This window comes from Paenibacillus tundrae, from assembly GCF_030812775.1.
GTDB classification, from domain to species: Bacteria; Bacillota; Bacilli; order Paenibacillales; family Paenibacillaceae; genus Paenibacillus; species Paenibacillus tundrae_A.
In genome coordinates this window covers 480,691-503,980 of sequence record NZ_JAUSTI010000003.1, presented here as the reverse complement: position 1 = coordinate 503,980, position 23,290 = coordinate 480,691, and the positions used below count along the sequence as shown (strand labels likewise).

19 protein-coding genes are annotated in these 23,290 nt (G+C 44.9%); 6 read left to right on the top strand and 13 right to left on the bottom strand.

What is annotated here, in order from left to right:
* Positions 1-69 precede the first annotated feature (69 nt).
* Both J2T19_RS08200 and J2T19_RS08195 read right to left on the bottom strand, forming a co-directional pair.
* The gene (locus J2T19_RS08200) at positions 70-1,302 is read right to left on the bottom strand and encodes a multidrug effflux MFS transporter (protein WP_307214551.1); all 1,233 of its coding nucleotides are present in this window, start codon (positions 1,300-1,302) and stop codon (positions 70-72) included.
* A gap of 4 nt (positions 1,303-1,306) precedes the next feature.
* A complete protein-coding gene (locus tag J2T19_RS08195; protein ID WP_145048657.1) occupies positions 1,307-2,053 on the bottom strand; it encodes a GTP pyrophosphokinase in 747 nt (248 codons plus the stop codon).
* 172 nt (positions 2,054-2,225) lie between these two features.
* Between J2T19_RS08195 and J2T19_RS08190 the strand changes: the two genes are divergently transcribed.
* Together J2T19_RS08190 and J2T19_RS08185 are read left to right on the top strand one after the other, a co-directional pair.
* Positions 2,226-3,173 carry an alpha/beta hydrolase family protein gene (locus tag J2T19_RS08190; protein WP_307214548.1) on the top strand — a complete coding sequence of 316 codons (948 nt, stop codon included), beginning with the start codon at positions 2,226-2,228 and terminating at the stop codon, positions 3,171-3,173.
* Between the two features lie 83 nt (positions 3,174-3,256).
* Entirely contained in the window at positions 3,257-3,979 is a 723-nt protein-coding gene (locus J2T19_RS08185; protein ID WP_307214546.1) for a YoaK family protein, read from the top strand.
* A gap of 8 nt (positions 3,980-3,987) precedes the next feature.
* Here J2T19_RS08185 and J2T19_RS08180 read toward each other — a convergent pair whose 3' ends face one another.
* Positions 3,988-4,890, bottom strand: coding sequence for a LysR family transcriptional regulator (locus J2T19_RS08180; RefSeq protein ID WP_307214544.1), 903 nt, complete (start codon positions 4,888-4,890; stop codon positions 3,988-3,990).
* A 129-nt stretch (positions 4,891-5,019) separates the two neighbouring features.
* On the opposite strand from J2T19_RS08180, the gene J2T19_RS08175 reads away from it, so the two are divergent.
* The 3 genes from J2T19_RS08175 (at position 5,020) to J2T19_RS08165 (ending at position 8,415) form a co-directional block, all read left to right on the top strand.
* Positions 5,020-5,709 (top strand): O-methyltransferase, encoded by a 690-nt coding sequence (locus J2T19_RS08175; RefSeq protein ID WP_307214542.1) that lies wholly within the window; start codon positions 5,020-5,022, stop codon positions 5,707-5,709.
* A gap of 91 nt (positions 5,710-5,800) precedes the next feature.
* Complete coding sequence (locus J2T19_RS08170) at positions 5,801-7,117, top strand: MFS transporter (RefSeq protein ID WP_307214540.1); 1,317 nt, start codon at positions 5,801-5,803, stop codon at positions 7,115-7,117.
* Positions 7,118-7,293: 176 nt separating this feature from the next.
* Entirely contained in the window at positions 7,294-8,415 is a 1,122-nt protein-coding gene (locus J2T19_RS08165) for an AbrB family transcriptional regulator (protein ID WP_307214538.1), read from the top strand.
* Between the two features lie 146 nt (positions 8,416-8,561).
* On the opposite strand, the gene J2T19_RS08160 is transcribed toward J2T19_RS08165, so the two are convergent.
* The 8 genes from J2T19_RS08160 to J2T19_RS08125 all read right to left on the bottom strand — a co-directional run bounded on the left by J2T19_RS08160 (position 8,562) and on the right by J2T19_RS08125 (position 18,382).
* Entirely contained in the window at positions 8,562-8,828 is a 267-nt protein-coding gene (locus tag J2T19_RS08160; RefSeq protein ID WP_307214536.1) for a YkgJ family cysteine cluster protein, read from the bottom strand.
* A 26-nt stretch (positions 8,829-8,854) separates the two neighbouring features.
* Complete coding sequence (locus tag J2T19_RS08155) at positions 8,855-9,709, bottom strand: chemotaxis protein (protein WP_307214534.1); 855 nt, start codon at positions 9,707-9,709, stop codon at positions 8,855-8,857.
* Between the two features lie 278 nt (positions 9,710-9,987).
* Positions 9,988-12,000: a PTS system trehalose-specific EIIBC component gene (gene treP, locus J2T19_RS08150; protein WP_307214532.1), complete on the bottom strand. Its 2,013-nt coding sequence runs from the start codon at positions 11,998-12,000 to the stop codon at positions 9,988-9,990.
* Positions 12,001-12,081: 81 nt separating this feature from the next.
* The gene (gene treC, locus J2T19_RS08145; protein WP_307214529.1) at positions 12,082-13,806 is read right to left on the bottom strand and encodes an alpha,alpha-phosphotrehalase; all 1,725 of its coding nucleotides are present in this window, start codon (positions 13,804-13,806) and stop codon (positions 12,082-12,084) included.
* Between the two features lie 456 nt (positions 13,807-14,262).
* Positions 14,263-14,955 (bottom strand): metal-dependent hydrolase, encoded by a 693-nt coding sequence (locus tag J2T19_RS08140; RefSeq protein ID WP_307214527.1) that lies wholly within the window; start codon positions 14,953-14,955, stop codon positions 14,263-14,265.
* 122 nt (positions 14,956-15,077) lie between these two features.
* Positions 15,078-16,766 carry a glycoside hydrolase family 13 protein gene (locus J2T19_RS08135; protein ID WP_307214525.1) on the bottom strand — a complete coding sequence of 563 codons (1,689 nt, stop codon included), beginning with the start codon at positions 16,764-16,766 and terminating at the stop codon, positions 15,078-15,080.
* 252 nt (positions 16,767-17,018) lie between these two features.
* Positions 17,019-17,471, bottom strand: coding sequence for a VanZ family protein (locus tag J2T19_RS08130; RefSeq protein ID WP_307214523.1), 453 nt, complete (start codon positions 17,469-17,471; stop codon positions 17,019-17,021).
* A gap of 44 nt (positions 17,472-17,515) precedes the next feature.
* The gene (locus J2T19_RS08125) at positions 17,516-18,382 is read right to left on the bottom strand and encodes an AraC family transcriptional regulator (protein ID WP_307214521.1); all 867 of its coding nucleotides are present in this window, start codon (positions 18,380-18,382) and stop codon (positions 17,516-17,518) included.
* Positions 18,383-18,592: 210 nt separating this feature from the next.
* On the opposite strand from J2T19_RS08125, the gene J2T19_RS08120 reads away from it, so the two are divergent.
* Entirely contained in the window at positions 18,593-19,267 is a 675-nt protein-coding gene (locus J2T19_RS08120; RefSeq protein ID WP_307214519.1) for a pentapeptide repeat-containing protein, read from the top strand.
* A gap of 157 nt (positions 19,268-19,424) precedes the next feature.
* On the opposite strand, the gene J2T19_RS08115 is transcribed toward J2T19_RS08120, so the two are convergent.
* The gene (locus J2T19_RS08115) at positions 19,425-21,857 is read right to left on the bottom strand and encodes a glycogen/starch/alpha-glucan phosphorylase (RefSeq protein WP_307214517.1); all 2,433 of its coding nucleotides are present in this window, start codon (positions 21,855-21,857) and stop codon (positions 19,425-19,427) included.
* A 312-nt stretch (positions 21,858-22,169) separates the two neighbouring features.
* Positions 22,170-23,273, bottom strand: a complete 1,104-nt coding sequence (glgD, locus tag J2T19_RS08110; RefSeq protein WP_307214515.1) for a glucose-1-phosphate adenylyltransferase subunit GlgD — start codon at positions 23,271-23,273, stop codon at positions 22,170-22,172.
* Between the last annotated feature and the right edge of the window lie 17 nt (positions 23,274-23,290).

Sequence of the window (23,290 nt, the reverse complement as noted above, 5' to 3'; positions counted from 1 at the left end):
GATACGCCCTAAAAAACAAACGCCCCACCCGGTGAGATCATCTCTCCGAGTGGGGCGTTGCCACGTGTCTTAGTGTGCCACTTGCCGTTTACTTGTATTTCTAACCATCATGAGGTAGATAAGTACTGCGCCGAGATCAGCACAGAGAATAACAATTCCCATAGGTACAGCCGTTCCCTCACCCCCTAGTCCAACAAGTGGAGCCACAATTCCTCCAAACATAAAGGTCATCACACCAATCAGTGCGGATGCACTTCCCGCAGACTTGGATTGATTAGCCATCGCCAATGCAAATGAAGCTGTATTTACTAGGCCTACACTGGAGACCACTAGGAATAATGGAATGAGTATTGAAATCAGGTTACCTCCGGCTATGATCGCAATAAATAGAGAAGTTCCTCCCAATGCCGCAACCATTAGACCAGCGATTAGCAAACGAGATTCGGACACCTTTCCAGCAAGCCTTCCTGCGATCTGACTGGCTAATATAATTCCCAAGCCATTAATCGCAAAGCAGAGACTAAACATCTGAGGTGAAATGCCATATATTTTCTGCAACACAAATGGTGAACCTGATATGTACGCAAACATACCTGCGCCTACAAATCCCTGAGTCAGAGCATAACCCATAAATAAACGATTACTCGCAATTTGGCGGAACGTGACCAGTGTCTGTTTCAATCCGCCACTAGATCTTCGATCTGCTGGCAGGGTTTCTCCTAAGCCAAAAATGACAGCTAATAATGTCAGTACCCCGATAAGACTTAATAAAATAAATACGCCTCGCCATGACGTGTATTCGAGTAACAGACCACCTATAATTGGCGCAGCAATTGGTGCTACACCGTTAATTAACATTAGCAGTGAGAAAAATCGTGTTAATTCCGGTCCGTCATACACATCCCGAACGACTGCACGAGAAATTACGATGCCTGCCGCTCCTGCAACACCCTGAATGAAGCGTAATACTACAAAAGAACCCATCGTTGGGCTAACCAAACACAGAATAGAGGCTATCGTGTAGAGTAACAATCCAGCAATCAACGGAGTCCGGCGTCCTCGAACGTCACTTAATGGTCCAGCGAGCAGTTGTCCTAGAGCAAGTCCAACCATACAAGCGGTTAGACTGAGCTGTGCATAAGACGTTGAAGATTCGAAATCCGATGCTAGCGTAGGCAGTGCGGGCAGATACATATCCAGGGACAACGGCCCGAAGGCCGACAATGTCCCGAGAATTAGCGCCATACGTATGCGCGATGTTGAATGGGTGGTTAATGAAGCCGATGTCGATTTTGTACGCATAACGTTACTGCTCTCCGTTTCCTAGTAACTTGAGCAGATTGGAAGGTAACGTAAATTGCTGATTGTTGATGATGATACGGCGTAGCTCTTCTTCTGTCCGATCATTCTCAGCATCCTTGATCTCCTGGATCTCTCGGTGCAATCGCTCCATCTGTTGATCAAGCGCATTCGCAGAATCCGCAGCACTTTTCAGCTCTCTTGTCAGATGTTCGGGAACATCCTTGTTGTATTTGTAGAAGATCTTATGCTCGAGGCTCGCCCAGAAATCCATCGCAATCGTGCGGATCTGTATTTCTACGCAAGCTCGCTCTTCCCCATTGGACATGTACACAGGCACATCGACCAACAAGTGCAGGCTCTGGTACCCGTTAGGCTTCGGATTTTGAATGTAATCCTTTACTTCTAGAACACGTAGATCGCTTTGATTACAGAGCATATCCTTAATACGATAAATATCAGAAATAAACGAGCAGGTGATGCGAACACCAGCGATATCCTTAATGTTTTTCTTAATACTTTCGAAGGTTAATTCATGATTCTTGCGGAACATCTTATTCATAATACTTTCAGGTGACTTCAACCTTGATTTTGTATGTTCAATAGGGCTGTAATCATGCAGGGACTGAAATTCTTCCTTAAGCACTTCGATCTTCGTTTCCATCTGATCAAGTGCAAATTTATAAATCATCATAAACCGCGTAATCTCATATTTGAATTTCTTGAATTGATCAATTGGGTGTGGTGCGTTCATCATTATGTTCTTCCTTTCTCCGTGGACACTAAAGTAAATTTATGAAATCTGAAGATAACATGGGTTCATCCTCATGCCTTTGCACTCATTATAAATCATCTGGAGCCAATAAACGAATTTCTACACGATGACGGTCTAACGAAGATGGTGAATGAGATCTATATTTTGACATATGCTAAACCTACTCCACCACTCAACAAAGAGACACTCTCAAAGAAAGGGAGCGATTCTGATTCTCTATCATGTTACTTATTCTTCCGATTCTTATCGTGTAAAAGCATATCTCGGTCTTCCCGATGGCTGCTCGTGGTCTTCCTTCTCTGTCCCAACAGAGATTGATAACTTACCACCCTCGCCAACCTTATCTTCCACGCTCCAACCTGTGAAATTGACTGCACTGGCTAGTCGTTATTCCAGAGCCCATTCGAATCAGATCCACATCGATCAGAACACATTATGGCCAGTACTAATCTACTGCCGAGGTGGACTCGGTAATTATGGTGGGGTTAATACGTCTTGGATCGAACAATTTGTCAATTACGGGTATATCGTGTTCGCTCCGGCATATCGCGGTAATGAAGGTGGTGAAGGGCGTGATGGGTATGGCGGCAGTGATCTGCAAGATGTTGTATCCGCTTATCAATTGGTGCACGGACTGCCGTTTGCCGACCCGTCACGGATCTCTATCATGGGTTTCTCGAGAGGCGCGATCAATGCTGTGCACGCAGCAGCGACTTACAATAAACAGCCTCATCGTGTTCACAAACTCGTGTTATGGAGTGGTGTCGCAGATGTGGCTCAAACCTATCTGGAACGTACAGACCTGAGAAGAACACTTAAACGGGTTCTCGGCAATTCTCCGCATCGCGCTCCTGAAGCGTACACTGCCCGTTCGCCGCTCTTCAAAGTTCCAGAGCTTCGCTGTCCCGTCCTAATCATGCATGGCACTGAGGATTCTCAGGTGAAGTACAGTCATGGTACACAAATGTTTAACGAATTAAAACGCAGCGGTGCGGATGTTACGTTTCACGCCTACGGGGGAGAGAATCATCATTTCCAAGGCACAGTTCAGCAGACCGCGATCATCCATATGTTTAAATGGCTCGGGACACGATCGTGATCCAATCCGTCACGGCGGTATTCACCGGGGCAAATGTTACTGTATACTAGAGGGGTATCTTTTCGTGAAAGGATGAAAGTCACATGCATCATCAGATAACCCTCCAAAAGTACGCATTGCTCATTCTTTGCATGGCTGCCGGTATGGTAGACTTGATCGGATATTTAGCCTTAGGTCATGTACTAACCGCAAATATGACGGGCAACATCGTTCTGCTGGGTATTGCTATTGCTCGCGCTCAGGAGTTTGTTGTACTCCGTTCGTTAATCGCCCTTATTGGATTTATCATCGGAAATGCAATAGCAGCTCGCATGATTGGATGGGGACGAAGCGAAAGTGGCTGGACGAAGCGAATTACAACTGTATTTGTTGTTGAGAGCAGCTTACTGCTCTTTTTTGCTGTCGCCATGATCAGTCCCTATGCAGAACAACTTTCTTATCTATTGATTCTCGTCTTAGCAGCTGCGATGGGAATACAAACGACAGCAGCTCGCCGGATCGGTATTGCTGGTATATCGACAACCGTTCTAACGAATAATCTAGCCGCCGTTGTGGAAGATACCGTAAGCATTATGTATAGGATGAGACACACCTCTGCCAAATCCCTATTTAAATCATTATCCGGCGATGTATATCTACGTGCTGGTGCGGTTCTGATTTATTTGGTCGGCATCGTTGCTGCCGCACTTCTGTTCCAACATTGGCCTCTAATCTCTGTGTGGATTCCTGTTCTGCTCGTTGGAGGCATCACCTTGTATGCTCGAACTCAGTTCAGCGATGTACGGGATACAACTAGTGGTAGTTAAGAAGCCAGTCAGTTAGATTCCATGTTTGAAGCTTCCTGCTTCATTAGATCAACCAATTTTCGAGCAGCGGGTGATAATACTTCCCCTGCTCGTGTACATACCGCGAGTGTATTCTTCAATTGCATATGCTGGACGAATACGCGTGCCAGTCTGCCTTCACGAACATCCTCCTTCACAACCAGTGAAGAGATAAAATTAGCTCCATATCCTGCTTTTACTGCACTGATTGTCTCATTCAGCCCATTGAATTGAAGGGCGATCCGAGGTGCAGGCAAATTATTGGTTGTGCAGAGTGATACGAGTCGATCTCTGGTTACACTTCCTTCTTCACGCATGATGAATGGCTCTGCCATCATGTCTTTCAATTCTACTTTCCGTCCCGCATATGGATGCTCTGGATGAACGACAAACCACATCTCATCCTCAAACAGCTCGTCCCAGTGAACCCCGTCATGTGTGATCCCACTTCCACCGTATACCGCAATTTCTGCTTCATATCGAAGCAATTGATCAAATGCAATCCGTGTATTCGTTGTATTGACAACAACCTCAACCTCTTCATGCATCTGCTTGAATCGAGCAATCCATGCTGGAAGCAGAAAATTAGCCGGGAGATATGTTGCTGTAATCCGGATCATGCCTTTCTTACCTGCCCGGAAATCCTCCACAAAATGCTCTACCTCTTGTTCCAGCATAAATAAACGTTCTGCATAACTGATAAGCTGTGTACCCGCATCCGTAAGAACAAGCCTTCTACCCTCCGAGACAAATAGTTGAATGTTCAGCTCTCGTTCAAACTTTTTCACTTGGGATGAAACGGCCGGCTGACTAATATTGAGTTCTTCAGCAGCTCGTGTTACCCCACCATATCGTACAATAGCATGAAACAACCTTAGTCCATGTAGATTCATGTGATCCCCTTTCAAAACATAACCTAAATTTATACTTTAATATAATATATATATTTTATTTATAATTCTGCAAGCCGTATAGTGGAATTAAGAAATCCCAAAACCTCTATCCGGAAAGGAACATGCTTAATGAAAAATGTAAATTCTTCATCCTTACCGCACACCTGGACTCAAGTAGACCAATATCTGAACGAACGATTGATTCCCGCCGATCCACTACTAGAGCAAGCCTTACACCACAATGCCGCTGCTGGATTACCTGCTCATGATGTCACACCGAATCAGGGCAAATTTCTGCAACTCCTGCTTCAAATTCAGGGAGCAACTCGCGTCCTTGAAATTGGAACACTTGGCGGTTACAGTACGATCTGGATGGCGCGTGCCTTGCCTGAGCAAGGTAGACTTGTAACTCTTGAAGCCGACCCACATCATGCAGAAATTGCTCGTCATAATCTAAGCCATGCAGGGCTTATGGATAAAGTCGATCTACGCGTCGGAGCAGCCCTGACCACACTCCCGGACATCCAAGAAGAGTATCGTGAACCCTTCGACTTCATCTTCATTGATGCTGACAAACCAAGCAATCCTGATTATCTCCGATGGGCTCTACGCTTAGCACGTCCTGGAAGTCTTATCGTTGGCGACAATATTGTCCGAGATGGTGAAGTGGCCAATCCAAGCAGCACAGATGAGAGAGTCCAAGGTGTACGCACCTTCCTGGATATGGTCGTAAACCATCCTAAACTTGAAGCAACTGCGCTCCAAACGGTAGGCAGCAAAGGGTATGATGGATTCATGCTTGCACGAGTTATATCATAGTCACAAAAAATAAACAGTGGTCAATTGTTCCGAAATTTCCCCATTCCTGTTAAACTGGTAACACTGCACAGCATCGACTGGGGGAAACCACTTGAGAGTTCTAAGACAGATTGTTTCGGAAATTCGGGGCTGGTCCCGCAATATCCAACTTTTTTTTCTAGCTAGTATTCTATATCAGATCGGTAATGGCATGTTCTCTGTCCTGTATAATTTGTACATTCAAGGTCTTGGCTACAACGACACTATGAATGGTCAGATTGTCAGTATTCAATCGCTGGCAACCGCGATTATGTTCGTGCCTATAGGACTCGGCGGTGATCGTTTCAGTCGCAAACGGTTGCTCATCGTCGGAGCATTGTTCAGCGGAATGTTCCTCATAGGACGCTCGTTCGACTATTCCGCCAGTGGGTTAATCTGGTTTGCCGTGTTCTCTGGACTTTTTGCTGGGGTATTCCAAGTTCTCGCGATCCCTTTCCTGGCTGAAAATGTGAAGAAGAGTCAGCGCTTGAAAATGTTCAGTTACTATTCTTCTCTTGTTCTTGCATCTCAGGTGCTAGGAAGTCTGGGAGGCGGCGTATTTGCTGATCTGCTTCATTCAGCAGGATTCGCGGTGGTCACAGGTTTACAAACGGTGTTAATTATTGGAGGCGTGGCTACGCTAGCCGCATTTATTCCTTTATTATTTATCAACGACAAATCAACTACAACCCAAACAACTCACCCAACGCCTACAACCATTCAATCGAAGGAAAGCGTTGAAGGAGTTATCTCTGAATCCACTGGAGTAGTCCGTGAGTCTGATGTTCAGCTCAAAAAGAAGGATTCCCGACTGATCGGTCAGTTTGTTATAACTCAATTATTGATTGGACTCGGTTCTGGTCTTGTTGTACCTTATTTGAATCTATACTTCACGAATCGTTTTTCTGTTTCTCTCAGCGGGATGAGTCTACTCATCTCCTTAGGTCAGATCATGACCATTATCTCCATGCTTATCGGGCCTTCGCTTGCAGCAAAGGTAGGGAGCGTTCGAGCGGTCGTCATTTTCCAGATCATGTCCTTGCCTTTCCTATTGCTTACGGGATTCACGAATCTGCTCGTGATCGCCTCCATCAGCTTCCTGTTTAGGCAAGCACTAATGAATGCGGCTAATCCGATTCACTCAGCCATTCTGGTTGATAAAATCTCTGATAAGCGGCGTGGGATTGCGAATTCATTAATGCAGACGGCCTTCATGATCGGCTGGGCTACGATGGGTCCTGTACAATCTTATCTGGTTACTACCTATGGAACGTACTGGGGTTATGCGATCACGTTCAGTATTACAGGCAGCCTGTATGTTATTTCGTCCCTGATGTACTATGTGATGTTTAGGGAAGCCAAACCTGCTGCACAGGTGACAACTCATTGATATGCGAGTAAGGTAGAATGAGATTAGTTGAAGGGTCGAAGATTCCTTGAAGTAAAATAAGCGCCTATTCATCAGGAGTGATCTTACATGAATCAAATTTGCAACTTAAACCTATATACCGATTCACATATAGGGCTCGTGCCAACTAATATGAGGAAATTAAACGGATGGGATTGATGCGTAAGCATAGTCCCTCCGTTGTTTTTCGTTTTTTGCTCAGTTTAAGCGTCTCATTACTGGGAGGTATCGCATTCACTGCGATTCACACACCGATCCCTTGGCTACTAGGGCCAATGGTGTTTATGCTTCTTGGTGCACAGGTGTTTAAGCTCCCGTTAATGTGGCCTTCAAGCGTACGCGATTACGGAATTCTGATTGTTGGTTATTCGATCGGCCTAACCCTTACAGAGGATGCGTTAATAGGAATTATGCACCAGCTTCCCATGATGCTGCTCATGACCTTACTACTCATTGGATTCTGTACATTAACGGCCTATCTCGCTTCGAAGCTTACTCCATTTGACTTTCCGTCTTTACTTGTTGGGAGTATCCCGGGCGGATTATCCCAGATGGTTTCCTTAGCTGAGGAGATGAAATCCATTAATCTCACCCTGGTTACCTTTTTGCAGGTGACTCGGTTAATTATGATCGTGTTCTGTGTTCCCTTCTTGCTGTTTAGTCCATGGGTCGGTGGAGCTAGTGTTGTAGGAACAGACCTTGTGCTGGGGACAAGTGCCTTATGGACAGCGTTATTCCCAGAAATATGGATCTATGCCCCACTATGCGTCATTGGTGCTTGGATCGCACGTAAGCTGCGTTTTCCCACTGCCTTTATGCTTGGGCCGATGATTGTCATGTGTGTGATTCAATTAACCACTTCGATGCATACACCTGCACTGCCCTCTTCTGTACTCAATCTATCGCAGTTGATGATTGGTAGTCATGTCGGTTTGATGCTTCGACCTGAGCAACTACAGCGCAAGACGCAAACCGTCACTCTTGCTCTACTTAGTAGCGCACTGCTCATTGCTGGCTCTCTGGGGCTAGGTTATATTCTCATGCATGTGTACTCCCTATCAGCCGCTACTTCCCTACTTAGTATGGCTCCAGGAGGCATGGATCAGATGAGTATTATGGCTCATGAGGTACACGCCAATCTATCGGTCGTCTCAGGATATCAGCTGTTCCGAATTTTATTTATTTTCTTCATCGTCTCTTCTGTTCTGAAGATCGTTCTCACTCGATTGCTGAGACAGAAAGAAGACAATTCAGAGTCATGTTCACGAACACCTAATTAACGAAGACAATTCTTCTCACATCAAAGAGTACCCCGGGATCTGACCAGAGGTACTCTTCGTGTTTCAAACCTTTTCTTATAGGCCAATAATATCGGGATCTGTTATGAGTCATTCAGCTACGAGCTATAGGCTATACTGTGTATCCCTTAGTTATGAGCATTCGGATTCGTTTCCTGTTCGAGCCAGCTAAGGATACGAAAAGCTTCTTGATCTGTACTACCGCACATATCGAATGAAGCCTGTAATCCACTACACACATCAGGACGGTCTGGATGTCCAAAAATACGACAACGATTATCTTCCGTAAGTTGCACGCAGCGTACACCTGCCGGCTTGCCATTCTTCATTCCAGGAATCGGTGAAGATATTGAAATGGCGATACAACACGCGGCACAACCTGTTCTGCATTCCAAAATAATGTCTCCTTCATTACGATGTCTTATGGTAAATCACGATTCACCCAGGTCCACATTCGAGCCAAACCCTGGGCTATTCTATGATTCATGGTTCTATTGCGAAAATAACCACCATGGCTGAGCGGATTCCAGCTCTGTACCCAGTTACCTGAGTTAATCTCGATATCTTCCTTCACGGCTACTTCATAGGCCGGATCAATCGGACGCAAGGGGTAACCTAGTATATCATCCTTATCATAAAAGTTCACCCATTCCCCTTCTAACCCCGGGAAAAACTGGTGAGCCAGTTTCGCTGGAACCTGAATGGGCTGACTAAAATCATGATAACGTAAACTCCACAGCGGCAGTGTTGTTCCGAACGAATAAAAGCTAGTTAAGGTATCTCCTCGCTCCAAAGCTGATGTTACATCTATTATATAAGGTGTTCGACTGGAGGGATATTGAAGATCATAGAAGAAATTACTCGCAATGACTGCACCCAAACTATGAGCCAGCACGCACAGGGGTGTCTCTGGTCCGTTACGGTAAGAGAGCCTGTGCATCGCTTCGCTTAGTGTACGGTGTACAGCATCATAATGATGTCCCTGCTGTTCCACAGGCTGATAAGCAACAGCATCAGCGAGGTAATGGATGACGAATCGGCGCAGCACCTGGTAATTCAATTGAGGCGAGACTACAAGCTGCTGGAACAATTCTTCTTCCCTCTCTTCAAATACATCAGCCCAAAATACAGGCTCAATATCGAGATACTGCTTGGCTGCTCCCGGCATGACCATGACCTGATCGAATTCATGCTGCAATCGTAAAATAAGCTGATCCGCATAGTCTTCTTTTTGCCTACCAAGCCCATGAATGATCATCACCGCAATACGTGCCATGGTTCCCCTCCTCATTCTTGACCAGATACCTATTTCTTCATCTCCTCAAGCTATTCTATAAATTGAAGGTATGCGGGGATTCACATCTTATTCAATTCTCTCATATTACCTGAACTAAGACGAGTATATAGGATAATTGAAACATCCGTATAACAAAATGTAACATACAGAGAAAATTGCATTAAACTACATTGTTTATTCTCTATGAGATAAATCCAAATAAAAAAGGAAGCTCAATACATTGAGCTTCCAGCTTCCTTTCTAATCGGATCATCAAGTTATCCTTTCAGATATACTTTCAACACGCCGTTACGATTGGATGTAACGTCACCTGTTGTAACTTCAACTCGGTCTACCACGTCCTGACCGTCAGGAACGATAATTGGCGTAATGAGTGGGTGACCTGCTGCTTCAATCGTCTGACGATCGAACTCAAGCAAGGTTTGCCCTGCTCGCACATGTTCCCCAGCTTCTACATGCATGTTGAAGCCCTCACCTTTCAGTGACACGGTATTGATACCGACATGGATAAGGATCTGAACACCGCTCGCATGCTCCAAGATGACAGCATGTTTGCTCTTAATGACATGGGCAACCTGTGCATCAAACGGAGCAACGACCTTGTTGCCAGAAGGTTCAATGGCAATCCCTTCTCCCATTTGTTTCTCTGCAAAGGCAGGATCCGGAACCTGCTCTAACGATACGGCTTTACCCGTTAACGGAGCCATCACTTCAAGCGCATTAATCGAAGTTTGCGCATCCGCAGGTGCACCGCTAGAAGCTGTGCTTTTATTTGCCGTAGTGCGGTTATCCTCGGAAGTAGAAGTTGACGTAAATACATGATCTTCTGTCACAGAACCACTGCCTGCCTCACGATCTTGCTTTCTCATTTTGGCTCTTCCGAAAATAACTGTTAACAGGAACGGTACGATCAGTACAATAGCCATACCGATGAAGAAGACGCCCCATTTGTTCGGGAAAATGGATAAGAATCCAGGTACGCCCCCTACCCCGATTGAGGTAGCTTGAACATTATTCATTGTAAGTAACACACCGCCAATAGCCGAACCGATCATACCGAAGATAAACGGGTAACGATAACGAATATTAACACCAAAGATTGCCGGCTCCGTTACCCCCAAGAAGGCGGATACCGAGGATGTTGCCGCGAGACCGCGCATCTTCTGTTCACGCAGTACAAGCATCATCGCAAGCGCCGCGGAACCTTGTGCGATGTTGGATAGCGCCAGCATCGGCCACAGGAATGTACCGCCTTGGCTACCAATTAATTGTACGTCTACTGCAAGGAAGGTATGGTGCATTCCCGTAATAACCAGCAATGCATATAGTCCACCATAGATTAATCCACCCAGTGCTGCATATGAATCATAAATATAAATCAAACCCGATGTAATGGCATTCGCAATTGCAAATGTAACTGGTCCAATGATTGTAAAGGCCAAAAATCCAGTAATCAGTAATGTTACGGGTGCCACTACAAGTAATTTAACGGAATCATGCACTCTTTTATTAAGGAAGATTTCCATCTTGGCAAGCAGATAAGCTGATACTAGTACCGGCAGAACCTGCCCTTGGTAACCGATCTTCTCAATATGCCAACCAAACAAATTCCACGTAGGTACGGTACCATCATTCACTGCATCAGCATAGCCATAGGCACTCAGCAGATCAGGATGTACAAGGATTAGCCCAAGCACAATCCCGAGCAGCGGACTGCCGCCGAATCGTTTAACAGCTGCCCAACCAATCAGTGCAGGCAGGAATGTGAAGGCCGTGCTTGCAATCGTATTAATTATAGAAGCTAGATCCTTCCATGCCGGATACACATCCACTAACGATTCTTTATCAAAGAATATTCCCGGCCCTGTCAGGATGTTGTTGATCCCGAGCAATAAACCTGCTGTAATGATCGCTGGCAGAATCGGAATGAAAATATCCGAAAGGGTTTTGATGGCGCGTTGAATCGGATTTTGTTTCTTCCCTGCAGCCGCCTTCACATCATCCTTGGAAGACCGGTCACCACCTGTAATCTGAATCATCTCATCATAGACTTTATCAACTAGCCCTGGCCCGATGACGACCTGAAATTGACCCTGGGATGAGAATTGACCTTTAACCAGTTCATTTTGATCCAAAGCTGCCGTATCAACTTTGCTCTCATCAACCAAGGCAAACCGGAGACGTGTAACACAGTGCGTTGCAGCTTCAATATTCTCTTTGCCGCCGACTGCGCGTACAATCTCCTCTACCTGTTTTCTATCCATTGCCATAATGTCACTTCCCACTTAGTTAATGTGTGTATGTGCATGTTCCAAAAGTCTGGGTTTCAAAATGGACTCTTGGAACCACCTTTATTCATTCTTTTGTGGAACTATCCACATATAAGAAGCATAAGGGCTTAATGATAATTCCTGCATCAGATCAGGTGCCTGCTCTGTATTTCCGATCAGCAATTCATGTGTTTTGCCGGCAATATGTTCCTTCCAGATCGCTTCAGAGAACGTAAAATTCGTACTGCGCTGACTGAAATTAGACACCACAATCAACGTATCGCTTCCATTCGTGCGCGCATACGCGAACACTTCTGGATGTGCATCATCGAGACGTTCATACAATCCGTCGATTAGCACAGGTACCTGCTTACGAAGAGCAATCAGTTTGCGATAGTGATAGTAGATTGAATCCGGATTAGCCAGCTGTTCAGCCACATGAATGGAAGGATATCGCTCATCGACCTTGATCCATGGTGTGCCTGTTGTGAATCCTGCATTCTCACTTGCATCCCATTGCATCGGCGTTCTTGAGTTATCACGCGAGCGCTGCTTCACGATCTCAAAAGCTTCCTCAGCCGTCTTACCTCGTTCCTCCTGTAGCAATCGATACATGTTGGTTGATTCAATATCGCGGAACTCACTTACATCGTTCCATACGGGATTCGGCATCCCAATCTCTTCTCCTTGATACACATATGGCGTTCCCTGCATGCCATGAATCGTGGTTGCCAGCATTTTGGCACTTTCGGCACGATAATCACCATCATCCGCGAAACGGGACAATGCCCGAGGCTGATCATGGTTATTGAGGAACAAGGCGTTCCAGCCACCTCCTGCTTGCATGCCTGTCTGCCAATCACTGAACAATTGCTTCATTGCCTCGAAATCATACGGCATCAGTTCCCATTTCTGACCATTCGGATAGTCCACTTTCAAATGATGAAAATTGAAGGTCATTGAGAATTCCCGGGAATTCGGGTTGGAATATTGAATACAGTGCTCTAACGTTGTGGAAGACATCTCTCCCACCGTGACCATATTGTATGGGCCAAATACCTCTTCATACATCTCAGTGATGTATTCGTGTACACGCGGTCCATCGGTGTAAAACTTACGACCATCTCCCGGAGGTACACTACCGTCATCGTTTGGAAAACGCTGATCCTTGGAGATCAAATTAATGACATCCATCCGGAAGCCGTCTACTCCTTTATCCGCCCAGAATTTAATCATGTCGCGCACGGCTTTACGTACTTGCACATTCTCCCAATTCAGATCAGCCTGTGTTTTGTCAAACAAGGTTAGGAAGTATTGACCTGTAAGCTCATCGTATTGCCATGCCGGCCCACCAAATTTAGACTGCCAGTTGTTCGGCACACCGCCATCTGGAGCTGGATCTTTCCAAATATAATAATCCCGGTACGGATTATCCTTGGAAGACCTCGACTGCTGGAACCACGCATGATCCGTGGATGAGTGGTTCACCACAATATCAATCATTAATTTCATATCTCGCGCTTTGAGCCCCTTCAACAGTTCGTCGAAGTCCTCCATTGTGCCATAGTCAGGGTTAATCTTGTAATAATCAGCCACATCATAACCATTGTCATGTTGAGGAGAAACATAGACCGGCTGCAGCCATACGATATCAATACCTAAATGCTGCAAATAGTCTAGTTTTTCCGTCAGGCCTCGAATATCCCCTGTGCCTGTTCCCGTCGTATCGTTAAAGCTCTTGGGATATACCTGATACACCGTGGACGTTTTCCACCACGATGAGGAAGTTGTGTCGGTTGAACTCATGTTAACGCCTCCAAAATTTAAATACGTATTGGTCTACCTCATCAGTTAACTTCATGTCTATATTACATAACTAAACATGTATATACAAGTTGAAACTATTTCTTTCTTATAAGTTCGTGTTAACGACTTCGGTTTGCTAACCTGAGCAACTCAGATAAAGCATAGTGAAAAACCGCTTTACATACCCTTTCTACACATTCCCCATAAATGTTTGCTATGTAACATTTATTTTGAAACTAACGTTCGGAAACGCCATGATATCGGTAATTTGTACCCAAAATGAATACTCCACCTCGCCTCAATCTAAAGATATGCATATAGCTCGGTATCATGAACCTACCCCAACTTGCATTTTAAATCTCAAAATAAAAAGAAGGCGAGCAACACGTCATCTAACTTAACGTGTTCCTCGCCTTCTTCATTGCTCGATCCAGAGTGGACGAATGAAAACAATCTCTATAACGTAAAGGAGTCCCCTGGTGCCATCACGCGACCTTCCAATCCTACGGAAGCTAGCTGCTGTACGAACTTTTCGGCATCCTGACGAATCACTGGGAATGTATCATAATGTACAGGGATGGTCAGTTTGGCATTAAACCACTCTGCAGCTTGAAGTGCATCTTCAGGCCCCATGGTGAAGTGTCCACCAATCGGCAGGAAGGCAACATCAATCTTATGACGATCTCCAATCATTTTCATATCACCGAATAAGCTTGTATCACCCGCATGCAATATCGTTTTGCCACCAATGTTAATGATGTATCCTGCAGGCAATCCTGCGTACATAATGCGTTGTTCCTCTTCCAGCACAATTCCTGATGTATGGAAGGCTTGAATCATTTTCGCCTGCGCAAAATCAAGATCCACAGTTCCGCCCATGTTCATACCCAGCGTATCAAGCCCTTTCCATGACATGTATGTAGCCAACTCCACGATAGCAACTACTTTGGCGTTATTCGCTTTCGCAATCGGTTCAGCATCCAAAATATGATCCATATGTGCATGAGTCAACAGCACGACGTCTGTCTTAATATTTTCGGGTTTAGTAACAGCTAGTTCATTGCCACGTAGAAAAGGATCAATGATCAGCGATTTTTCTCCTGTACCCAGTTGGACACTCGAATGTCCATGATAAGTAATCTGCAGCATCTCGGCAGCCTCCTGACAAGTTAATTTACAATTGTAATGTAGTTTATTTCACATCCATGATTTCACAACTTACGTTTATAAGTATAGTCCATAGCCAGCATACAAATCAAAATTAGAACCATTTAGAGCATCCGATAAACTCTTGCCTCATAAGGCTGCAATAGAATGGTGCCTTCATCTGTCGAGTAACGTTTGTTCACATTACAGATCATGAGTTTAGCTTGTTCTGCTGCCCATCCCTCGGGCCAATGCATTTCAGGTTCATTTGAACTAAAGTTTAGGATCACTAGCACTTTCTCGTCATCTAATGTCCGTGTATATGCGTAGATATCAGGGTCATCGGCAAGAAGTAATTCATACGCCCCATAGATCAGCACCTTGTTTTTTTTGCGCAGTGAAATCAACTTCCGATAGTAATGTAAAATGGACTGTGGATCACTTTCAGCAGCAGCCACATTGATCTCTGTAAAGTTATCATTCACCTGAATCCAAGGCTCACCTTTCGTGAATCCAGCATGCTCACTGTCATCCCATTGCATGGGAGTTCGTGCATTGTCCCGACTTTTTAGCCAGATGGCTTCCATGACATCCTGTTTCGATCTCCCCTGACCGATATGATGTCTGTAATAGTTTATCGTTTCAATATCTCGATATTGTTCGATGTCCGGAAAAGCAATATTGGTCATGCCGATCTCTTCGCCTTGATAAATGTATGGTGTACCTTCAAGAGTCATCATCCAGGTCGCCAGCATTTGGGCTGAGTGCACTCTATATTTACCATCATCTCCAAAACGCGATACCGGCCGAGGTTGATCATGGTTTCCCATGTAGTTCGCATTCCACCCGCGTCCATGCAAGACGGTCTGCCATTGACTCATAATTTCTTTCAGCTCGGGTAACTTCCACTCTCGGTAATTCCACTTCCCAATCCCTGAGGATTGAGCGTCTACAAACATGTGCTCAAATTGAAACACCATATTAAGCTCATTACGATCCGTTCCCACATAAGCAAGAGCCTGCTCAGGGCCAAGACCCGATGTTTCGCCTACTGTCATCGGTCCATATGGTTTCAGAATCATATCGTTCAGCTTGTTTAAGATGGAATGAACTTGTTGCAGGTTCGAGAATAGCTGATATGCAGGCACAACAGGTAGATTATCGGGATTATGCGCACTGGGCAGCCCCTCCGCCTTCGCAATATGAGCAACTGCATCGAAACGGAAGCCATCGACCCCTTTTTCGAGCCACCAGTGAACCATTTCATACATCTCTTCTGCCATTTGTGGATTATCCCAGTTGAGATCAGGTTGATGTTCAGAATACAAATGTAAATAATACTCATTCGTCTCTGGATCAAGCTTCCACACTGAACCCCCAAAATAAGATTCCCAGTTGTTCGGAAGCTGACCATGTTTACCCGATCGCCAGATATAATAATCCCGTTTCGGATTGTCTTTCATTGAACGTGATTCTGCAAACCACGGATGTTCATCCGAAGTATGATTCAGCACCAGATCCATCATGATTTTAAGACCACGCTTATGTGCCTCTTCCAGCAATCGATCAAAGTCTTCCATCGTGCCATATTTACGCATAATCGCGTAATAATCGCTAATGTCATAGCCATTATCATGACCAGGTGATTCATAGATCGGACAGATCCAGATTACATCAATTCCAAGATCCGTAAGATAATCGAGCTTATCATAGATTCCTCGCAGATCACCATGACCGTCTCCGTCCGAGTCCATGAAGCTGATCGGATAGATCTGATATACTACACTCTCTTTCCACCAAACGATGTCAGCCACCTCATTTCTCTAATATTCTGATTTATGAAGGTCGTTCAATATCCCGTTAATATGTTTTATCCGAAATGCCCTCTTGATAAACACCCGCTACTCAATTACACGGCAAAAAAGATCGGTTTAAGTGAAGTCCCTACGCTAGGTACACCCTATCCCGATCCTGCTATTCAACCAGTAATCTGAACTATAAATATTTACACGAACCACTCCGATGACAGAATAACCTTTCGATCGCTGTTCAATCTATATACATGTTTAACGAAGTCTCCCAACATGCATCAAGAATCGCAAGCCCACATATCCGATCCATGCGCCTAATGTGTTCAGTATAATGTCATCGACATCAAACGTCCCAACCCGGGTCACTAACTGCGTTAGTTCTACCGCAAATAAAATTAGGATAACGGTTACTGTAAGTTTCAGGAAGGATCGACATTTGCGAAATAACACGGGAATGCACACGCCTAAGGGAATGAATAATACAATATTGCCAAATAGATTTTTTACCCAAGCTTCTGTGGTGTACTTTTCTCTCTCCAAGAGAAGGGGTCTGATCGTTTCAAAAGGAATCCAGTTATATTGATAGCTTAAACCTACCGTTCTGCCTTTGAAAAATAATAAATTGACCATAAACAGTACATAGATCACGGTGATCACTGCCACAATGATCTTACACTGTCTGGAGTTAATCCATGAATCTCCACTCATATTCCTGAAGCCCTCCGGCTTTTATTACCGCGGAGCGGTTCTGTTTATTTTAGCGGAATATAGATCTTCATGTCCAATTGCTCAGGGGATGACTTCCATACATCGGTCACCTCAAAGTCTGCTCCTTCCCCTCGCTCGTAATTGGATTGGGGTAACCAGCTACCATAGATCATTTTGCGAATATCCTGACCCGAACCATCAACCTTGAACTCTGCATACACGCCGCCGGGAATTTCAAACTCCACGTATCCTGGCTCCAACAATGGCGTTACACTAGCGCTCTCCTCACCTATGATAAAAGAAAACTGACCATCCTCCTGAAATTGGCAGGCAATGCCATACGCTAGATCCGGACGTGAACGGTCTGGAATGTCCATGAATTTCTGCTCTGTTCCAAACTGATGATAAAAGCCCGGAATTTCTCCATAATGCTGATTGTCATTCAAATTCGTCTTGTATTCATACCCGATAATGCGAATTGGTTCAAGCGTTAAGATACGTGGTGTGTTCATATAAAATCCCCCTCTAAGCTGAGTACGATAATCGTTGAAATCAATCATCTGCTGGAGCTTCGAGGAATAGGAATTATCCTCCAACTTGCGAAATTTGGCAGGTGTCACTCCCCAGTACGTTGCAAACGCCCGTGTAAATGCTTCCTGTGATTGATACCCCCAGTTCAAAGCGATGTCGAGTATACCTTCGCTCGTATTCCTTACATGTTGAGCCGCCTCACTAAGCCTACGTCTGCGCACATACTCCAACACGGTGTACCCTGTTATAGCCTGAAATAAACGCTGGAAATGAAACGCAGAGAAGCCAGCGCATGCAGCTGTCTGCTTCACATTAAATTCATCTTGTAAATGTTCCTCTAGGTATGTAATCGCAAGTTGGATACGTGTGTAATGATCCATGTTGCATCCTTTCCTTTCTACGCTATGTTGCAGATATGATATAAACGATTTCTCGCTTATTATGACTGAACTAACACGAATTTTTTTGATTTTCTGTGCGGACATTTCGCTCATGCCTAATCGTTGTTCATGTGTCTGCTCCCTATTGGCAAACATTTGTTCTACTGATAAGGTGTTATTAAAGCGATAATTTCTCATTAGGAGGTAATCATGACTCGCGAATCCCGTCTAACCGTGACCAACGAATTCAAGCTTGCGCTACCAAAGCTCCCACGTCAGCTTGAACCAGTACCTGTAGAGACATTACAGCTCCATGATGAGCAGACTATTGAACAAGGATTATACGAGAATGGATCGTTATCTGGTTGTAAGGCGAATAAAGTTTTGCTGGAGAAGGTGCATTTTAAACATGTTGTTTTTGAAGACATGGCTCTGCCCGGTGTAGAAATTACAGACGCGATCTTCGAGCACTGCGATCTATCCAACGTGAACTGGAGTGAGGCCATTATTCACCGAGCGACATTTCTCCATTGTAAAATGGTAGGCCTTGACCTGCTCGGTTCGACTTTACGCAACGTGCGGTTTAGTGAATGCTTGGCCGAATACGCTACCCTCCGTTTTGCTAATCTGAAGCAGGTTGAGATCGAGCGTAGCTCCTTCGCTCATGCAGACTTTTATAGTGCTACCCTTAGCAAAATCAAACTTGAGCAGAGCAACATTGATAAAGCTCAATTCTCAAGCACATCGCTGAATGGCATTGATATCAGTACTTGTGAGTTTCACCATCTCGGCGTGACGATGGAGGATCTTCAAGGCTGTATCATCTCTGCTCCGCAGGCGATTTTGTTCACTAAAATTTTCGGACTTGTGGTAAAAAACGAGTGATGTTTACTACATTATTAGATTACAGTAACCTTACACGCGTTTAACAAAGAGAATATTCTTCACACGCACACGGATGATAATGCGAGTTGAAGACAACTCGAAGGATATCTATACATAGACAAAATCCCCTCGATTACCGAGGGGATTCTCCATTTCATTACCCTTTCCAATATCCAGATACCGGTTCAATGCCCCAGATATCTGTCGCATACTCGCTAATGGTACGATCACTTGAGAATATGCCTGATTGTGCTGTATTCAGCACGGCCTTGCGAGTCCAATCCGGTATATCACGGTATGCCACGTCAATTGCGGCATGTGCCTCAGCATACGCAGCAAAATCACGCAGTACAAAATATTCATCGCCATGGGCAACCAGTGAATCGTAAATATCCCAGAATTCCCCTTCTCGATGACAAAATGCTCCTGGATGGATAAGTTGCTCTACTACTTCACGGATTCGATTATCCTGACTGACCAGCTCACCAGGACGATAGGAACCGGAATGAACATAGTTTAACACCTCATCAGCGCGTAGTCCGAAGATAAACATATTATCCTCTCCAACCTGCTCTGCCATCTCGACATTGGCTCCGTCCATCGTTCCGATGGTCAAAGCTCCGTTCATCATGAATTTCATATTGCCCGTGCCCGAAGCTTCCTTACCCGCCGTCGAAATCTGTTCACTGACATCCGCAGCCGGAATAATTTTCTCTGCCAGTGAAACGGAGTAGTTCTCAAGGAAAAATACTTTCAGACGATCATTAACTGCCTTATCCTGATTGATCGTACTTGCTACATTATTAATGAGCTTAATGATTTTTTTGGCAAAATAATAACTTGGCGCAGCTTTAGCGCCGAAGATGAATGTCCGCGGAACGATGTCGAACGTAGGATCATTCTTGAGTCTATTGTATAAATGCATGACATGCAGAATATTCAGCAATTGCCGCTTATACCCGTGCAATCGTTTCACCTGCACATCAAAAATAGAATCTGGATTCACCGCTGTTCCCGTATGATCCAAAATATAAGCCGCAAGCCGTTCCTTATTGCCGCGTTTAATGGCACGGAATTGCTCTTGGAAGGATGCATCTTGTGAAACTGTTGTCAGTTCATTTAACTTACCAGGTTCGGTTATCCAAGCATTCCCGATCGTCTCCGTAATGAGATGAGATAGTTTAGGATTGGCATGCATTAACCAGCGACGATGCGTTATTCCATTGGTTTTATTATTAAAGCGCTCTGGATAAAGCGCATAGAACGGAGCCATCTCACGTTCTTTGAGAATTTCGGTATGCAGTGCCGCTACTCCATTAACGCTGTGGCTGCCCACGATAGCGAGATGAGCCATTCTAACCTGATCATGTGCAATCACGGCTAGATGTGTTATACGTTCCTGATCTCCAGGGTAACGATCCAGAAGCATAGCGCAGAAGCGCTTGTTAATCTCTTCGATAATCATGTAGATCCGTGGCAGCAGCTTGCTAATCATGGAGACAGGCCATTTTTCAAGCGCCTCACTGAGCGTGGTATGGTTCGTGTAGGAGACCGTGCGAGTCGTGATGTCCCACGCTTCATCCCATCCATATCCTTGATCGTCCATTAAGATGCGCATCAGCTCAGGAATGACGAGTGTTGGATGCGTATCGTTAATATGGAAAGCAACCTTATCCGGCAACCGGTCATAAGACAGACCCAGCTTATTAAACGTCCGCAAGGCACTCTGTACCCCAGACGAACACATGAAATACTGTTGCTTCAAACGCAGCAGCTTACCTTCATACTGAGAATCGTCAGGATACAGGAACTCTGAGATCGACTCGACCGAACGACTGTAATCGAGATATCCATAATAGTTCGAAGGCGTATCCAGCGAACTTTCGCGCTTCGGCTCAGCACTCCAAAGTCGAAGTGTATTCACGTGAGGGTGACCATACCCGATGATTGGCACATCGTAGGGAACCGCCACAACGGATTCAGCATCCTTGGTTACGAATTGATAACGTCCATTCTCTTCCTGCGTCTCTACGCGACCCCAGAACTTTACTTCGACTTTCTTGTCTGGACGGCGGACTTCCCACTCATTGCCCTTCTCCAGCCAATTGTCTGGCAGCTCAACCTGGTTGCCGTTAATAATTTTTTGTTCAAACAGACCATATTTATAACGAATACCACAACCATGACCTGCGTAACCGAGGGAGGCTAATGAATCCAGAAAACACGCTGCGAGCCGTCCTAATCCACCGTTACCGAGTCCAGCGTCCGCTTCCTGTTCCTCCACGTCCTCTAACGAGAAACCTAGATCAGCCAGGCTGTCACGGACGAGTTCCAATTCATTGACATTGAGTAGGTTATTACCGAGCAGACGTCCAATCAGGAATTCGAGCGAGAAGTAATAGACCTGTTTATCCTGCCGCTGCTTAAATCCTTGATTCGAGGTCGCCCAATCTTGCCCCGCGTATTCGCGAATCATACTTCCAAGTACGTGATAGACATCTTCCTGTGTTGCTTCTTCAAGCGGTTTGCCCAATTTGCTGACCAGATTCCGTTGAAATATGCTCTTGAACGTTTCTTTGTTGTCAAACAAAAGTAGGTTCCTCCCGGTGAAATCCTGTAGAATGTTAACGCTCATGTCCTGCATATTTTGGTTCGAGCATGTTGGCGTTACGGTGACGAATCATTCTTTCGATCGCTGTTGTCTCCCAAATTTCTTGTTTAACCTATTTAATAGGTTGAAATTTGGAGACAAAGGCGAACGCTACGCTTCTTCAGAATTGATTTCGTCTCCTTCACTTACTATTGAGCTCTTCTGCAAAATAACTTCCGTCCATGAACCTCAATCCATCCTACAGGATTTTTATTTTATATATTTATAGATGATATCGGTTAGGTGATCCGATTAGATAATAGTGCTTTTTGCCAAAATATACGGGTTTGATGGGTCACCAATCAACGTCTGCCCGCCCGTCAGCTTCACATCTTTATCGAGGATTACATTCTCCAGCACAGCTCCCTCACCAATGTAACACTTCTGCATAATAATGGAACCCTTAATTTTGGCACCTTTGGCTACTTGCACCCCACGAAACAGAATACTATCCTCGACTTCCCCACCAACAATGCACCCATTCGCAAGTAAGGAATGTTTCACATCGGCGGTATCGAGATACTTGGCCGGTGCTTCATATTTGATCTTCGTCTGAATAGGTTCCTCTTTGAACAGCTGTTCATATAGGCCTGTATTCAACAGATCAAGACTATTCCGATAATAACTTTCGATTGAATTGATTACGGCATGATATCCGTCGTACGCATAAGCAGCAATCTTCAGACCATCCGGATTTTTCTGGATGACATCACGGAAAAAATGACTCTCGCCATGATCGATGCAGCGCTGTACTTGGCGCAAGAACAGTTCTTTTTCCATGATAAAAATTTCTGTATATATATTCGGGTGATCGGCACTTTGGTGAATGTCCACCACATTACCGTACCCGTCATGTTCAACTTTGACACAAGCATTATGCTCAGGCAACAATTGATCTACTTTTTTGCAGACCAGCGTAACGTCCGCCCCTGTGCTTTTATGATACCTGTAGACATCCTGCAGATCCGCCTTGGTTACATGACGGCTACCGGCATGAACAACATATTCTCCCGACCCCCGGTGAAAGAAATCTAGGTTATTGTGAAAATGCTGTAAATCGCCCTGTGAAGTATCCGTTGGATCATTCCAATCCGGTGGCAAAATAAACATACCTCCATGTTTACGATCCAGATCCCATGGCTTCCCATCACCCAGATGATCTAAGAGTGAACGATATTTACGCCTTACAAATACACCAATGCTTTCAATGCCTGCATTCATCATGTTAGACAACACAAAATCAATTAGACGGTAACGTCCGGCATAGGGCACCGCAGCTCCGCAGCGAAAGTACGTCAATTCCTTCAATTCTTCAAGCTCATGGTCAAGGTTAATAACTCCGATCAATGGTTTCATCGCATGCACCGTCCTTT

Bases quoted from the DNA above. Each gene is read 5' to 3' on its own strand.
- J2T19_RS08175 (WP_307214542.1), top strand. From the start codon at position 5,020: ATGAAAAATGTAAATTCTTCATCCTTACCGCACACCTGGACTCAAGTA.
- J2T19_RS08125 (WP_307214521.1), bottom strand. From the start codon at position 18,382: ATGGATCATTACACACGTATCCAACTTGCGATTACATACCTAGAGGAA.
- treP (WP_307214532.1), bottom strand. From the start codon at position 12,000: ATGGCAATGGATAGAAAACAGGTAGAGGAGATTGTACGCGCAGTCGGC.
- J2T19_RS08155 (WP_307214534.1), bottom strand. From the start codon at position 9,709: ATGGCACGTATTGCGGTGATGATCATTCATGGGCTTGGTAGGCAAAAA.
- J2T19_RS08140 (WP_307214527.1), bottom strand. From the start codon at position 14,955: ATGCTGCAGATTACTTATCATGGACATTCGAGTGTCCAACTGGGTACA.
- J2T19_RS08200 (WP_307214551.1), bottom strand. From the start codon at position 1,302: ATGCGTACAAAATCGACATCGGCTTCATTAACCACCCATTCAACATCG.
- J2T19_RS08165 (WP_307214538.1), top strand. From the start codon at position 7,294: ATGCGTAAGCATAGTCCCTCCGTTGTTTTTCGTTTTTTGCTCAGTTTA.
- J2T19_RS08120 (WP_307214519.1), top strand. From the start codon at position 18,593: ATGACTCGCGAATCCCGTCTAACCGTGACCAACGAATTCAAGCTTGCG.
- J2T19_RS08185 (WP_307214546.1), top strand. From the start codon at position 3,257: ATGCATCATCAGATAACCCTCCAAAAGTACGCATTGCTCATTCTTTGC.
- J2T19_RS08180 (WP_307214544.1), bottom strand. From the start codon at position 4,890: ATGAATCTACATGGACTAAGGTTGTTTCATGCTATTGTACGATATGGT.
- J2T19_RS08190 (WP_307214548.1), top strand. From the start codon at position 2,226: ATGCTAAACCTACTCCACCACTCAACAAAGAGACACTCTCAAAGAAAG.
- J2T19_RS08130 (WP_307214523.1), bottom strand. From the start codon at position 17,471: ATGAGTGGAGATTCATGGATTAACTCCAGACAGTGTAAGATCATTGTG.
- glgD (WP_307214515.1), bottom strand. From the start codon at position 23,273: ATGAAACCATTGATCGGAGTTATTAACCTTGACCATGAGCTTGAAGAA.
- treC (WP_307214529.1), bottom strand. From the start codon at position 13,806: ATGAGTTCAACCGACACAACTTCCTCATCGTGGTGGAAAACGTCCACG.
- J2T19_RS08195 (WP_145048657.1), bottom strand. From the start codon at position 2,053: ATGAACGCACCACACCCAATTGATCAATTCAAGAAATTCAAATATGAG.